The 12,940-nt window shown below is 39.0% G+C and carries 15 protein-coding genes and 1 pseudogene; 9 read left to right on the top strand and 7 right to left on the bottom strand.

Translation table 11 applies throughout. The features are described 5' to 3' along the window. The first annotated feature begins 9 nt into the window (after positions 1-9). Genes rlmF through uvrB form a run of 3 tightly spaced genes read left to right on the top strand, consistent with a single transcriptional unit; the run spans position 10 to position 3,593 of the window. Positions 10-969: a 23S rRNA (adenine(1618)-N(6))-methyltransferase RlmF gene (gene rlmF, locus GUU89_RS07970; RefSeq protein WP_162127414.1), complete on the top strand. Its 960-nt coding sequence runs from the start codon at positions 10-12 to the stop codon at positions 967-969. Beyond that, entirely contained in the window at positions 966-1,547 is a 582-nt protein-coding gene (gene nudK / locus GUU89_RS07965; protein ID WP_162127413.1) for a GDP-mannose pyrophosphatase NudK, read from the top strand. The genes rlmF and nudK overlap by 4 nt, the downstream gene beginning before the upstream one ends. A gap of 48 nt (positions 1,548-1,595) precedes the next feature. Then, a complete protein-coding gene (gene uvrB / locus GUU89_RS07960; protein ID WP_162127412.1) occupies positions 1,596-3,593 on the top strand; it encodes an excinuclease ABC subunit UvrB in 1,998 nt (665 codons plus the stop codon). A gap of 81 nt (positions 3,594-3,674) precedes the next feature. Here uvrB and GUU89_RS07955 read toward each other — a convergent pair whose 3' ends face one another. Both GUU89_RS07955 and GUU89_RS07950 read right to left on the bottom strand, forming a co-directional pair. Next, the gene (locus tag GUU89_RS07955) at positions 3,675-4,106 is read right to left on the bottom strand and encodes an Hsp20/alpha crystallin family protein (RefSeq protein ID WP_162127411.1); all 432 of its coding nucleotides are present in this window, start codon (positions 4,104-4,106) and stop codon (positions 3,675-3,677) included. Positions 4,107-4,302: 196 nt separating this feature from the next. After that, complete coding sequence (locus GUU89_RS07950) at positions 4,303-4,656, bottom strand: tellurite resistance TerB family protein (RefSeq protein ID WP_235922006.1); 354 nt, start codon at positions 4,654-4,656, stop codon at positions 4,303-4,305. A 106-nt stretch (positions 4,657-4,762) separates the two neighbouring features. Between GUU89_RS07950 and GUU89_RS07945 the strand changes: the two genes are divergently transcribed. From GUU89_RS07945 to GUU89_RS07925, 5 genes are all read left to right on the top strand, one after another. Further along, positions 4,763-5,233: a hypothetical protein gene (locus GUU89_RS07945; RefSeq protein ID WP_162127410.1), complete on the top strand. Its 471-nt coding sequence runs from the start codon at positions 4,763-4,765 to the stop codon at positions 5,231-5,233. An 18-nt stretch (positions 5,234-5,251) separates the two neighbouring features. Next, complete coding sequence (locus tag GUU89_RS07940; RefSeq protein ID WP_235922004.1) at positions 5,252-6,052, top strand: alpha/beta hydrolase; 801 nt, start codon at positions 5,252-5,254, stop codon at positions 6,050-6,052. Positions 6,053-6,127: 75 nt separating this feature from the next. Continuing rightward, positions 6,128-6,547 carry a DUF1456 family protein gene (locus GUU89_RS07935; RefSeq protein ID WP_162127409.1) on the top strand — a complete coding sequence of 140 codons (420 nt, stop codon included), beginning with the start codon at positions 6,128-6,130 and terminating at the stop codon, positions 6,545-6,547. A gap of 63 nt (positions 6,548-6,610) precedes the next feature. Next, complete coding sequence (locus GUU89_RS07930; RefSeq protein ID WP_162127408.1) at positions 6,611-7,576, top strand: hydrolase; 966 nt, start codon at positions 6,611-6,613, stop codon at positions 7,574-7,576. 131 nt (positions 7,577-7,707) lie between these two features. Next, complete coding sequence (locus GUU89_RS07925; protein ID WP_162127407.1) at positions 7,708-7,923, top strand: YgaP family membrane protein; 216 nt, start codon at positions 7,708-7,710, stop codon at positions 7,921-7,923. A gap of 222 nt (positions 7,924-8,145) precedes the next feature. On the opposite strand, the pseudogene GUU89_RS07920 reads toward GUU89_RS07925, so the two are convergent. From GUU89_RS07920 to GUU89_RS07900, 5 genes and pseudogenes are all read right to left on the bottom strand, one after another. Continuing rightward, positions 8,146-9,032 (bottom strand): annotated as a pseudogene (locus tag GUU89_RS07920) (bifunctional 5,10-methylenetetrahydrofolate dehydrogenase/5,10-methenyltetrahydrofolate cyclohydrolase). A gap of 82 nt (positions 9,033-9,114) precedes the next feature. Further along, positions 9,115-10,452 (bottom strand): signal recognition particle protein, encoded by a 1,338-nt coding sequence (gene ffh / locus GUU89_RS07915; RefSeq protein ID WP_162127406.1) that lies wholly within the window; start codon positions 10,450-10,452, stop codon positions 9,115-9,117. A gap of 139 nt (positions 10,453-10,591) precedes the next feature. Then, the gene (locus tag GUU89_RS07910) at positions 10,592-11,053 is read right to left on the bottom strand and encodes a hypothetical protein (protein ID WP_162127405.1); all 462 of its coding nucleotides are present in this window, start codon (positions 11,051-11,053) and stop codon (positions 10,592-10,594) included. 215 nt (positions 11,054-11,268) lie between these two features. After that, positions 11,269-11,757 (bottom strand): hypothetical protein, encoded by a 489-nt coding sequence (locus tag GUU89_RS07905; RefSeq protein WP_162127404.1) that lies wholly within the window; start codon positions 11,755-11,757, stop codon positions 11,269-11,271. Continuing rightward, positions 11,745-12,287: a hypothetical protein gene (locus GUU89_RS07900; protein ID WP_162127403.1), complete on the bottom strand. Its 543-nt coding sequence runs from the start codon at positions 12,285-12,287 to the stop codon at positions 11,745-11,747. Before GUU89_RS07900 ends, GUU89_RS07905 begins: the two co-directional genes overlap by 13 nt. A gap of 103 nt (positions 12,288-12,390) precedes the next feature. Here GUU89_RS07900 and GUU89_RS07895 point away from each other — a divergent pair, with 103 nt between their 5' ends. Beyond that, positions 12,391-12,912 (top strand): RNA polymerase sigma factor, encoded by a 522-nt coding sequence (locus GUU89_RS07895; protein WP_162127402.1) that lies wholly within the window; start codon positions 12,391-12,393, stop codon positions 12,910-12,912. Positions 12,913-12,940: the final 28 nt, after the last annotated feature.

Raw genomic sequence — 12,940 nt, 5'->3', positions numbered from 1 at the left:
AAAAACACCTTGAAAAAAACGCAAAATACCCCCGAAAAAACAGGCTTACATTCCAGAAATCCACACCGATTCCGATATGATTTTGAAGTTTTACTAAAAGCTTGTCCCGAGTTAAAAAGTTTTGTATTTGTCAATGAACATCAAACCAAAACCATAGATTTCAGCAATCCGGAAGCCGTAAAAACATTGAACAAAGCCCTGCTGATGGCGCATTACGAAATCCAAAACTGGGATATTCCAGCGGGTTATCTTTGTCCGCCCATTCCCGGAAGAGCTGATTATATTCATCACCTCGCCGATTTATTAGCCGAGACCAATAACGGAATCATACCCGAAGGCGAAAAGATTATGGGGTTAGACATTGGTATGGGAGCCAATTGTATTTATCCTATCATCGGAAATTATGCTTATGGCTGGAGTTTCGTTGGAACCGACATTGATGAAAAAGCCCTGCAGAATTGCAAAAAGATAATTGCCGATAATTCAAGACTAATAGAAGCTATAGCTTTGCAACTGCAGACAGAACCTCGGTTCATTTTTAAAAACATCATTTTGCCGGAAGATAAATTTGCGTTCACCCTATGCAATCCGCCATTCCATGCCTCACCGGAAGAAGCCGCGAAAAGTACGCTACGAAAAGTCAATGCTTTAGAAACAACCAAAACCGCTAAACCTGTTTTAAATTTTGGCGGACAAAATGCGGAGTTATGGTGCAAAGGCGGCGAGTTGGGTTTCATTACGCAGATGATTTATGAAAGCGTCAAATACCCAAAACAGTGTTTGTGGTTTACCACTTTGGTTTCCAAAAAAGATAATCTGAAAAACATTTATAAACTCCTGAATAAAGTGGGTGCCGCAGAAATTAAAACCATCGACATGGCGCAAGGACAAAAAATAAGCCGAATCGTCGCTTGGACTTTTCTTTCACCCAACCAACAACAAGATTTTATTACCCATTTAAACTCATGAAGAATCCAAAAATAGAAATTCTAAAAACTGAAATCCTTTCGGATAATTGGTATACCTTACGCAAAATCACCTACAACTATCTCAAGAAAGACGGCCATTGGGAAACGCAATCCCGTGAGGCTTATGACCGCGGCAATGGCGCTACTATTTTGCTTTACAATAAACATTCGAAAACCGTAATACTGACGCAGCAATTCCGGTTACCGACTTATGTCAATGGCAACGAAACCGGCATGATGATAGAAGCTTGTGCCGGATTGTTAGACAAAGACAATTCGGAAGAATGCATTAGAAGAGAGACCGAGGAAGAAACCGGTTATAAAATTTCGGCAGTAGAAAAATTGTTTGAAGTGTATATGTCACCGGGCTCAGTAACAGAAATCGTGTATTTCTTCGCCGCTGAATATACCAAAGCGATGAAAATAAATGAAGGTGGCGGTATACAAGAAGAACAAGAAAACATAGAGGTATTGGAACTCGATTTTGACAAAGCGTATGGCATGATTGCTTCGGGTGAAATCAAAGATGCTAAAACCATTATGTTGTTGCAATACGCAAAAATCAATGGTTTGATTTAGAAAGCATTCTTCTTATCTTTACCCATCTGAACTTTTGCTGCTATAAAAATGAAATTCCAAGTCGTATCCGAATACCAACCTACCGGCGACCAGCCACAAGCCATTGACAAATTAGTCGCGGGCATCAATAATGGCGAAAAATACCAAACGTTGCTCGGTGTAACGGGTTCGGGAAAGACTTTTACGATGGCCAATGTCATTCAGGAAGTTGAAAAACCGACTTTGGTTTTGGCCCACAACAAAACTTTGGCCGCTCAGCTATACTCAGAGTTCAAGCAATTTTTTCCTAACAACTCGGTGCAGTATTTTGTATCGTATTACGACTATTATCAACCCGAAGCTTATATTCCGGTTACCGGTGTTTTTATAGAAAAGGATTTATCCATTAATGATGAATTGGAAAAACTGAGACTAAGCACTACTTCGGCCCTATTATCTGGACGTCGTGATGTGTTGGTGGTGGCTTCCGTTTCTTGTTTGTATGGCATCGGGAATCCGGTGGAATTTCAAAAGAATGTAATTGCCATCGAAAAAAATCAACAAATTTCGCGTACCAAATTATTACACCGTTTGGTACAAAGTTTATACTCAAGAACCGAAGCTGAATTTACCCCCGGAACGTTCCGAATCAAAGGCGATACCGTGGAAATCTTTCCGAGTTATGCCGACGAACCGTTCCGTGTGCATTTTTTTGGCGATGAAATTGAAGAAATTGAAGCCTTTGACGCCAAATCTTCAAAGGTTATAGAGCGCTACGAAAAACTAAACATTTATCCCGCCAATATGTTTGTAACCTCACCTGATGTGTTGCAAGCAGCTATTTGGGACATCCAGCAAGACTTAGTTAAACAAGTGGATTATTTCAAAGAAGTGGGCAAACACCTTGAGGCCAAACGCTTGGAAGAGCGCACCAATTTCGACTTGGAAATGATACGCGAATTGGGTTACTGCTCCGGAATTGAAAACTACTCTCGCTACTTAGACCGCAGACTTCCGGGAACACGACCGTTCTGTTTGTTGGATTATTTTCCTGATGATTACTTGATGGTGGTAGATGAAAGTCACGTAACGATTTCACAAGTGCATGCCATGTATGGCGGGGACAGAAGTCGAAAAGAAAACTTAGTGGAATACGGATTCCGATTACCGGCTGCTATGGACAACCGTCCGTTAAAGTTTGAGGAATTTGAAAGCATGCAAAATCAAGTGGTCTATGTTTCGGCTACTCCGGCAGATTATGAATTACAGAAGTCGGAAGGGATTTATGTGGAGCAAGTCATTCGCCCGACGGGGTTATTAGACCCTATTATAGAAGTGCGTCCCAGCTTGAACCAAATTGATGATTTGATAGAAGAAATTCAGGTGCGATGTGAAGCGGACGAACGTGTTTTGGTCACCACTTTAACCAAAAGAATGGCCGAAGAATTGACTAAATATTTGACTAAAGTTTCCATTCGTTGCCGTTACATTCATTCGGATGTGGACACTTTAGAGCGCGTAGAAATCATGCAAGATTTGCGTAAAGGGCTGTTTGACGTTTTGATTGGTGTTAACTTATTGCGGGAAGGATTGGATTTGCCTGAGGTTTCTTTAGTAGCCATTTTAGATGCTGACAAAGAAGGTTTCCTAAGAAGCCATCGTTCCTTAACCCAAACCGTTGGTAGAGCCGCCAGAAATGTAAACGGAAAAGCGATTATGTATGCGGATAAAATAACTGCTTCGATGCAGAAAACGATAGACGAAACCAACTACCGTCGCGAGAAGCAAATGGCTTACAATACCAAACATGGTTTAGAACCAAAAGCGTTGAATAAAAGTTTAGGCAATGCGTTGAGCGGCAATTCGGTTTCAACCCAATATTTTGAAGATAAAATAGCCAAAGCCGCCGAGCCGGAAAGCCTCTATTTATCAAAACCTGAGATAGAAAAGAAAATCCGGGACATTCGCAAAGCCATGGAAAAAGCCGCTAAAGATTTAGACTTTATGCAAGCCGCAAAATTTAGGGATGAGATTCAGGCGCTGCAAACTAAATTGGCTGCCACCTAAACCAAGATTTTGAAAAGTATAGTTACCGATAAAATACTAAAGCTAAAAAAAGCGCCCTATCAGGACGCTTTTTTTATTTAATTACATTATATCTATCAATCGTTTTGGCTTTGGCAAGGCTTCTTGTTTTTTCGGCAAGGTAATATGTAATACTCCGTTTTCATAATTGGCATTGATGTCTTCTGTATTAACTGTCTCCGGTAATGTAAAAGCTCTACGGAAAGAAGTATAGCTAAACTCTCTTCTGGTGTATCTTCCGGCAGCTTCTTTTTGTTCGTTTTCCGTTTTGGTTTCTGAGGCTACGGTCAATACGTTGTGGTCAACTTCAATCACAAAATCATCTTTACTTTTTCCAGGGGCGGCCAACTCTAAAGTGTAATTTGTATCGGTTTCTTTAATATTAACCGCCGGGACAGTAGCCTGAAAATTTTGAAGTCCGCCAAACCAGTCAGGTTTTAAAAATTCATCAATAATAGATGGAAAAGTGCTGTAATTTTTTTTAACTAAGTTCATGGTTTTACAATTTAATGTTAAACATTTTTTGATAGTAAACCCAAAAAAACAAATGGTGTACCAAGACTCTTTTTAAGTCATTTTGGCAACTTGGTAAAAGAAAAAAATGAAAATTTGACGGATTTAAGAAATTATTAACTGACTAAATATCAGTTCAATTGCTCTTGAAAAACTTCCAATAAAAACTCAGGAGAAATCATCTTGTTGGGGAAGTTTCCATCGCTTTGAGTACCCGTTTGATGGCGTGTGGGTTCAGGCCCATATTGATTCCTATTTCATGGATTTTGTTTTGCTCTCTTTCGTGCAACACACCGTCACAGTGCATTAATAAAGCTAAACGATAAAACTGTTGAATGCGTTCAAACTCAGATTTGATAATGACCGGATATTCTTCATGATGAAACAAAGCTTTGAAATCTTCGTTTGTTACCTGAAGTTCTTGGGCAATCATCGTCAGAAACAAATATTCTCTCTCGTGCAATCTTCCGTCAATTACAGAAAAAGAAATCATTTCAGCCAATAGCGCTAATTTTTCTTCGTATTTTTCCATCCAAAGCTTATTTTTTAGCTAAAATATAATTTTTTGTGAAATTGTGCTACATTATTATTTTGAAAATCATTTTTGATTTAATTTTACCTGCTTAAATTTTTGACTTATGAATGCTTTTAAAGTTTTGTTTTTGGGAGTGCTCCTTTATGCGACTAATGCAACCGCGCAATATGGTAATAACTATGGCTACGGCTCACGAAACAACAATATGCCTGCTGTTCAGCAAACCCCTGAAAAAGCCACTCCTGCCGAAATTGAAAAGGCCAGAAATGAACGCGTTGACAAAATAATGACCCGATTACAGTCGGAATTAATCCTTGATGAGCTTCAGTTTATTGCTATAAAAAACGACATTACCAGCAGTACCAAAAGCATAGACATTGTCATGAAAAGTGAAAACTCTGACGAAGATAAAAACAAAGAAATAAAAGCCATTCAGGACAAAACGGAGAAAAGTATTCTGAGTTACCTCAACCCTTCTCAAAAAGAAAAGTATCAAAAGATGAAGGAAGACCGGGCGGTTGGGAAAAGCGAAAAGAAGAAGAAAAGAAAAGACAAAGAAGAAACAACCGAATAAAATTCAACCTCACTTATTTTGAAAAAAATACTGCTTCTCAGCTGTTTCCTGTTTTTCAACAAAGCCATTACCCAAGAAAGTACGGCCAGTAAACAAGTGACTACTTTTACCCTTGAAGCACCTCAATTAAAAAGCAGCAAGAAAATTTGGGTGTATTTACCCAAAGCCTATACCCTTTCCACCAAAAGATACCCGGTGATTTACATGCACGACGGACAAAACCTGTTTGATAGCAAAACGGCCGCTTTTGGCGAATGGAATATAGACGAAACGTTGGACAGTCTAAACGCTCAAGTCATTGTCATAGGCATTGAACATGGAGGCGATAAACGCATAGCTGAATTAACACCCTATCCCCATCCAAAATACGGTGGCGGCAAAGCGGACGACTATTTAGACTTTATCGTCAAAACGTTAAAACCCAAAGTTGATGCTGCCTACCGAACAAAAGCCGGGGCCAAAAATACCTGCATCATGGGGAGCTCATTAGGCGGATTGGTTTCGTTTTATGCCGCATTGAAATACCCCGAGGTCTTCGGCAAAGTGGGTTGCTTCTCGCCTTCTTTTTGGTTTAGCCGAAATGACATGAACAAGTTAATGTCCCAAACCGAAACTTTCAAAACCAAAGTCTATTTTTTGTGTGGCGATAATGAAGGTGATGCCGATGTGATTCCGGATATGGAAGCCGTAGAGCATTGGGTCAATACCAAACGCTGTGAATGTAAAAAACTAAACAAAAAAGTAATTGTCAAAGGAGGACAGCACAACGAAAAATTGTGGCGGGAGCGTTTTAAAAAGGCGTACCTTTGGCTGTTTTGAATTGTGAATTGTGAATTGTGAATTGTGAATTGTGAATTGTGAATTTGAAACAAGAACTTTTAACTTAATAAGATTATGAATAACAACGATATCTTTAAGAAACTACGGGTAGCCTTGCAACTGCGTGATGACCAAATTGTGGAAATTATGCAATTGGTGGATTTCCGAATTTCTACCGCCGAAATTGGCGCTTTTTTCAGAAATGCCGACCATCCGAAGTACATGGATTGTGGTGACCAAGTGTTGCGTAATTTCTTAAACGGATTGGTGATTCACTTGCGAGGCACCAAAGAAAATCCAAAGAACGCCATGGACGTCATCAAACAAAATCAGGCTGAAGTTAAGAAAAACATAGCCGACAAGCCTAAAGCTACTGCCAAAACGGCTCCGACAAACGACTTTAAAAAGAAGCCCGCTTCTAAACCAAAAAGCAAAAAACCGGAACCTAAAATTCAAGTAGTTGAAAAAGTTAAATTCAAAAACGGAAAAAAATAATTTTCGATTAGGGTAAATGCTATAGTAGTTTGTTATCACAGTCATTAACCAACAAAAAACCAAATGAAATTAATTAGTTACTTATGGGTTGCCGGTATGGCAATTATGGCTGTTTCGTGCAGCTCTGATACTGAAAAAGAAAACAGTACCGCTTCAAGAATAACCACAACTACTACGACACTCGCTGTCACTCCGAAGAAATTTTTATTTGATGCTACTAAAGCTGAAACCGCCGGGAACGCGGATTGGGTTTTAGATGCTGATACCTCACCGCAACGTTTTCCGACTCCGGCACAATCAAACATAACAGCTACTACAACCGAAAATTTCTGGAAAGGTGGTTTATCGGCTTGGGGTGTAGCCTTGGTTAAATTAGGTCACACCGTTGAAACTTTGCCTTCGGGAACAGCCATTACCTATGGTGGAACGGGTGCTCAAGATTTGAAAAATTATAACGTTTTTGTAATTGATGAACCTAATATCCGATTTACAGCAGCTGAAAAAGTTGCCATTCTTAATTTCGTAAAAAATGGCGGTGGCTTGTTCATGATTTCTGATCATACGGTTTCTGACCGAAATAATGACGGATGGGATTCGCCGGCGATTTGGAATGACTTGATGTCAAACAATACGGTACAAACTAATCCTTTTGGTATTGCTATTACCTTAAACAATTTCTCAGAAACTACTACTAATAGATTAGCCACTACCACCAACCCTATTTTGAATGGTTCACAAGGAACGGTATCTAATTTGAAATTTTCAGCAGGAGCTTCTATGACTATCAATACCACAGCAAATGCAACGGCGCAAGGTTTAATTTGGCGCGGCACTTCGGCACAAGGTACTTCTAATATCATGTGTGCTTCGGCTACTTATGGCACTGGTAGAGTATTTGTAATTGGAGACAGCTCACCAGCCGATGACGGAACAGGCGCTACAGGTGATACCCTTTATCCGGGTTGGACTGAGTTGGTTTCACACTCTCGCTTGCACATGAACGCCTCACTATGGTTGGCTAAGTTATAAACCGCAAAACATTATAGAAAAATCCCGAGTGAAAGCTTGGGATTTTTTATTGCCAAAACATGACATATATCAGTAAAGATTTGATTTTCAATAGCTAAATTTGATTACATTAACCATAAACACTATTTATCATGAGAAAAAACATGGGTTCATCTGATAGAGTAATCCGAGTGCTGGTGGCAGCGGTGATTGCTTTCTTATACTACAACAATACAATTAACGGGATAGTAGGCATTATCCTGCTGGTTTTTGCCTGCGTGTTTGTACTAACCAGCTTTATGAGTTTTTGTCCACTCTACGTCCCCTTTCGCATCAATACCTGTAACGTCAAAAAAGGAATAAAATAGTTTCAAGCCTAAAAAACCTGTGTTAGCACTCAGGTTTTTTTAGCGTTTTAACCTAATTCATGGGCGCAATTTTGCTTTGCTCATTATTTTTCAGAAAAAAAATTTTGACCATTTTTCTGCTCATTATTTTTTTTTGAAAAAATTTTGATCAAATTTATTTAAAAACGCACTTGTCAATCTTTACAGTAACAAAAAACCTGAGCTTTCACTCAGGTCTTTCTATTATTCCATTTTTAATCGTTTCTGTTCTCGTGCCAGTAGTGTGTTTTTCAGCAACATCGCAATGGTCATAGGACCAACTCCGCCCGGCACCGGTGTGATGAAGGAGGCTTTTCTAGAAACCATATCAAAATCCACATCTCCTGTAATTAGGTACCCTCTTGGGTCTTTATCGTCAGCCACACGAGTGATGCCTACGTCAATTACAACGGCATCGTCTTTAATCATTTCAGCTTTGAGGTAATTGGGAACGCCCAATGCGGTGATGATAATATCGGCTTGCGTAGTGATTTGGGCAATATTTTAGTATAACTATGGGTAAGCGTTACCGTTGAATTTCCGGGAAATCCTTTTCTTCCCATAAGGATACTCATGGGTCTGCCTACTATGTGACTTCTACCGATAACCACCGTATGTTTTCCTTGGGTTTCTACACCGTATCTTTCTAATAATTCCAAAATACCAAAGGGAGTGGCCGGAATAAAAGTCGTCATATCTAACGCCATTTTCCCGAAGTTCTCCGGGTGAAAACCATCTACATCTTTACTGGGATCAATCGACATGATAATGTGTTGGGTATCGATTTGTTTGGGTAACGGTAATTGTACTATGAAGCCATCAATGGTATCGTCTTCGTTGAGCTCTTTGATTTTTTTCAGCAACTCGGTTTCCGAAGTGGTGTTGGGCATTTTAATTAAAGTCGATTCAAAACCAACACGTTCACAGGCTTTTACTTTGCTGCCCACATACGTCAAACTGGCCCCGTCATTCCCCACAATGATGGCGGCTAAATGAGGTACTTTTTCGCCGTTGGCTTTCATCTTTTGGACTTCGGCTGCGATTTCGTTTTTAATGTCTTCCGAGACTTTCTTTCCGTCTAATATTTGCATGTGTAGTTATTTTGTGTGTTGTAGTTATTTTGTGTGTTGTAGTTATTGCAATAAAAAAGACGCGATAAATCGCGTCTCTACATTATTTCATGCCTTTCATGCCGCTCATCATGCGCATCAGGTTCTTACCGCCACCGCCTTGCATCATTTTCATCATTTTGCTCATTTGGTCAAACTGTTTCAGCAATTGGTTTACCTGTTCAATTTTGGTTCCTGAACCTTTGGCAATTCTGGTTTTTCTTTTGGCATCAATGATAGCCGGCTTGGTTCTTTCTTTTGGGGTCATCGAGTGGATGATGGCTTCAATATGCTTAAAGGCATCGTCTTCAATTTCTACATCTTTTAATGCTTTTCCTGCACCGGGAATCATACCGACTAAGTCTTTCATGTTCCCCATTTTTTTCACTTGCTGGATTTGCGCTAAGAAATCATCAAAACCAAATTCATTTTTGGCAATTTTCTTTTGAATTTTTCGGGCTTCTTCTTCGTCGTATTGTTCTTGGGCTCTTTCTACTAAGGAAACCACGTCACCCATACCCAAGATTCTGTCCGCCATACGTGAAGGATAGAATACATCAATAGCTTCCATTTTTTCACCGGTTCCGATGAATTTGATTGGCTTATCGACAACTGATTTAATCGAAATGGCAGCACCACCACGAGTATCACCATCTAATTTGGTTAAAATCACTCCGTCAAAGTTCAATCGGTCGTTGAATGCTTTTGCTGTATTAACCGCATCCTGCCCTGTCATAGAGTCAACCACAAACAACGTTTCCTGTGGTTTGATGGCCGCATGCACATTGGCAATTTCGTTCATCATTTCTTCGTCAATCGCTAAACGACCGGCCGTATCGACAATAACTACATTGTAGCCATTGGATTTGGCGTGTTGAATAGCATTTAAAGCAATTTGAACGGCGTTTTTATTTTCCGGTTCTGAATAAACCTCTACTCCAATTTGGTCACCCACTACATGCAACTGATTAATCGCTGCCGGACGGTAAATATCACAGGCTACCAAAAGTGGTTTTTTGTTCTTTTTGGTTTTCAGGTAGTTGGCTAACTTTCCGGAGAAGGTAGTTTTACCCGAACCTTGCAAACCTGACATTAAAATGATTGATGGCGAACCCGCTAAATTAATTCCGGTTGCTTCTCCACCCATCAACTCGGTTAATTCATCTTTCACGAGTTTAACCATTAATTGTCCCGGCTGTAATGTGGTTAATACATTTTCACCTATGGCTTTGTCTTTAACTCTAGTGGTAAAGTCTTTGGCAATTTTAAAGTTAACATCGGCGTCAAGTAGGGCACGACGCACTTCTTTCAACGTTTCGGCTACGTTAACTTCGGTAATTTTCCCATGTCCTTTAAGGATGTGGAATGCTTTATCTAGTTTATCACTTAAATTATTGAACATAATGGCAAGCTTTGTTTTTTAATGAAGTGGCAAATTTAAGGATTTGATTTTGAAGTTTTATAGTAAACCAAATAAAAAAACCACCCGCGTTGGCGAATGGTTTAAAAAGAGTAAAGCAATTATTTCTTTTTCAAATGGGTTAATTCTTGGTGAAAATCAAAATGTCGGTTTCGCCATTGCCGCCGCTAACATCGATTAATGAAATGGTGGTTGACGAATAAGTTGTCACATCCCAATCATCGGTCAAATCAAAGAAATCGGCCGGTGAACCAAAAGCAATATTAAAATCTAAATCACTGCTTGGATTGTCATCGTTACTATCATCTGTACTAACAGACCACGACCCTTGATAAGTATTGGTCCCATTGGTAGCGGTTAAAACATTGTTACTGCCAAACGTAAAATTATAGCCGGTAAAATGATTGGTTTCATCAGTCCCTGAATCGATGTAACTGGTTACTTTCCAAGTGCCCTGTGTGGCCGTATTGATTACAGGCGTTGGATCGGATGATGAGGAAGAGCTGCTGTCAGAGCTACACATTGAAGCCGTGTTCATAAAAAACACCATAGCTAAAGCCGGGTAAATAAATAGTCTTTTCATTGCAAATTGTATTGAGGGTTAATTGTTTAAAAACTTTGTAACTAAAAAAATAACAACAAAAATCAAGATCCATATCAGTACCTGATTCAGCAAATAATTGATTCTGGTTTTGTCAAAAGTAGCCATGTCGAGCCTAGTGTCTCTAAATTCATTCTGATTTAGAAACTTCTTATTAAAGATTTTCATGCCGGTAAAAGGTGGTTAAAAAATGATGGTTAGTTTTTGGTGAAACTCAGGTAATAATACAAACCACTACTACTGCTGTCGCTTTTGAGTCTGACGTAAGTACTAGTAACTTCTAAGGCCCTCCAATTGGTTTCTAAATCCTCTAAGGCTGAGCCGTCAAAATTCAGGTCTAATCGGACCGGGCTATATTCATCATGAACATCCCAATGCCCGTAAGTGGTCACATTATTTTTAACAGCAGTAACGGTTTCATTGCTGTTAAAAGTAAAACTGTAATTGGCATAATAAGAGGTCTCATCATATGAATAATAGCAGTAAGACACATGCCAAGTGCCGCTGGCTAAAACGTCCTCTAATTCGAGCGGCATTGGACCGGTGGTACATTCACTAACCGCATTATCAATGGCATCTTCCAACTGATTATTATTAGTAACCGTAACAGTAGCTGTACTGTTTGTTTTTTTGAGTGACAGCGGATAAACCATTCCCACTACTGTATTGGCATCTAAATCGTGCAAAAAATTATAAAGCTCAGTATCATTAGTAATGCTAACAGTACCCCTACTTGATTGTTGATGTTGTATTTATTGATGGTAAAAGGATAAACAAAATTAATACAATCAATTTCATGGTAATTAGAATCGTCACCAAGGGTGGCTATTATAGCATTGTATTGACTTTCGGTTACAGTCACTTCCTGATGATTTGGGTAAACCAAAGTAATAGGGAACTGAAAATGCACCACATCATCCCCTGCATAATTGTCTTTATAGTACTGAACAGTTTGGTAATTGGCATCCGAACTTACATTACAATACTGTGAATTCACGGTTACATGAACCGGCAATTTTACACTGAAGTTGCTGGTATTGTCTAAAACATTATCACAAGTGGTTTCGTATTGTGACACTCTCAAAATTAAAGAAGATATAGCAGAAGATTTACCAAAACTATTGGTTGGACTTTGTGTTATCGACTCTTCTTCATCCTGACAGGAAGAAAAGGATAACGCTATCAAAGCAAAAACAGACCAAATAAAATTTCTCATAATTGTTACATCAATTCAAAAGGGTAAACAAAGTTGCAATAAAAAACCCTACTTTCGAAAAATATTTTAAATTTAAACACTCAAACAATTGAAATAAATCAAAATGGAGAACACCGATTCTAACGGTATTTGTGAAGAATTAATTTTTTCCCGTTTTTTCAATGCCAATGTTAAGTCATTGCGGAATTATCTATATTATAAATTCGGTAACGAAGAAAAGGCCAATGACGTCACGCAGGAATCTTTCATAAAACTTTGGGAAAACTGCAAGAATGTTCCGCTTGAAAAAGCCAAATCTTATATCTATACTATCGCCAATAACGCGTCGTTAAATGAAATTGCGCATCAAAAAGTGGTCTTGAGATATGCTCAAAGCCATACTCAAAATGACCGAACCAATTTAAATCCGGAATTTTTAATTGAAGAAGAACAATTCAAACAAAAACTGGAAAAAGCCATAGCCGGATTAACAGAAGCCCAAAGGACCGCTTTTTTGTTACACCGTATTGAAGGCAAAAAATACCATGAAATAGCCGATATTTTAGCCATAAGTGTTAAGGCAGTCGAAAAAAGAATTCACGGAGCGCTAGTTACATTACGAACCGAAATTGAGCAGTTCAAGTAGGGTTTTTTACTATGCGACTGTTTAACCA

Origin of the sequence: Flavobacterium phycosphaerae, assembly GCF_010119235.1 — a bacterium.
GTDB classification, from domain to species: Bacteria; Bacteroidota; Bacteroidia; order Flavobacteriales; family Flavobacteriaceae; genus Flavobacterium; species Flavobacterium phycosphaerae.
This window is presented reverse-complemented; position numbering and strand designations above follow the sequence as displayed.

Bases quoted from the DNA above. Each gene is read 5' to 3' on its own strand.
- nudK (WP_162127413.1), top strand. From the start codon at position 966: ATGAAGAATCCAAAAATAGAAATTCTAAAAACTGAAATCCTTTCGGAT.
- uvrB (WP_162127412.1), top strand. From the start codon at position 1,596: ATGAAATTCCAAGTCGTATCCGAATACCAACCTACCGGCGACCAGCCA.
- ffh (WP_162127406.1), bottom strand. From the start codon at position 10,452: ATGTTCAATAATTTAAGTGATAAACTAGATAAAGCATTCCACATCCTT.
- GUU89_RS07955 (WP_162127411.1), bottom strand. From the start codon at position 4,106: ATGAACTTAGTTAAAAAAAATTACAGCACTTTTCCATCTATTATTGAT.
- GUU89_RS07950 (WP_235922006.1), bottom strand. From the start codon at position 4,656: ATGGAAAAATACGAAGAAAAATTAGCGCTATTGGCTGAAATGATTTCT.
- GUU89_RS07935 (WP_162127409.1), top strand. From the start codon at position 6,128: ATGAATAACAACGATATCTTTAAGAAACTACGGGTAGCCTTGCAACTG.
- GUU89_RS07925 (WP_162127407.1), top strand. From the start codon at position 7,708: ATGAGAAAAAACATGGGTTCATCTGATAGAGTAATCCGAGTGCTGGTG.
- GUU89_RS07930 (WP_162127408.1), top strand. From the start codon at position 6,611: ATGAAATTAATTAGTTACTTATGGGTTGCCGGTATGGCAATTATGGCT.
- GUU89_RS07895 (WP_162127402.1), top strand. From the start codon at position 12,391: ATGGAGAACACCGATTCTAACGGTATTTGTGAAGAATTAATTTTTTCC.
- GUU89_RS07945 (WP_162127410.1), top strand. From the start codon at position 4,763: ATGAATGCTTTTAAAGTTTTGTTTTTGGGAGTGCTCCTTTATGCGACT.
- GUU89_RS07900 (WP_162127403.1), bottom strand. From the start codon at position 12,287: ATGAGAAATTTTATTTGGTCTGTTTTTGCTTTGATAGCGTTATCCTTT.
- GUU89_RS07910 (WP_162127405.1), bottom strand. From the start codon at position 11,053: ATGAAAAGACTATTTATTTACCCGGCTTTAGCTATGGTGTTTTTTATG.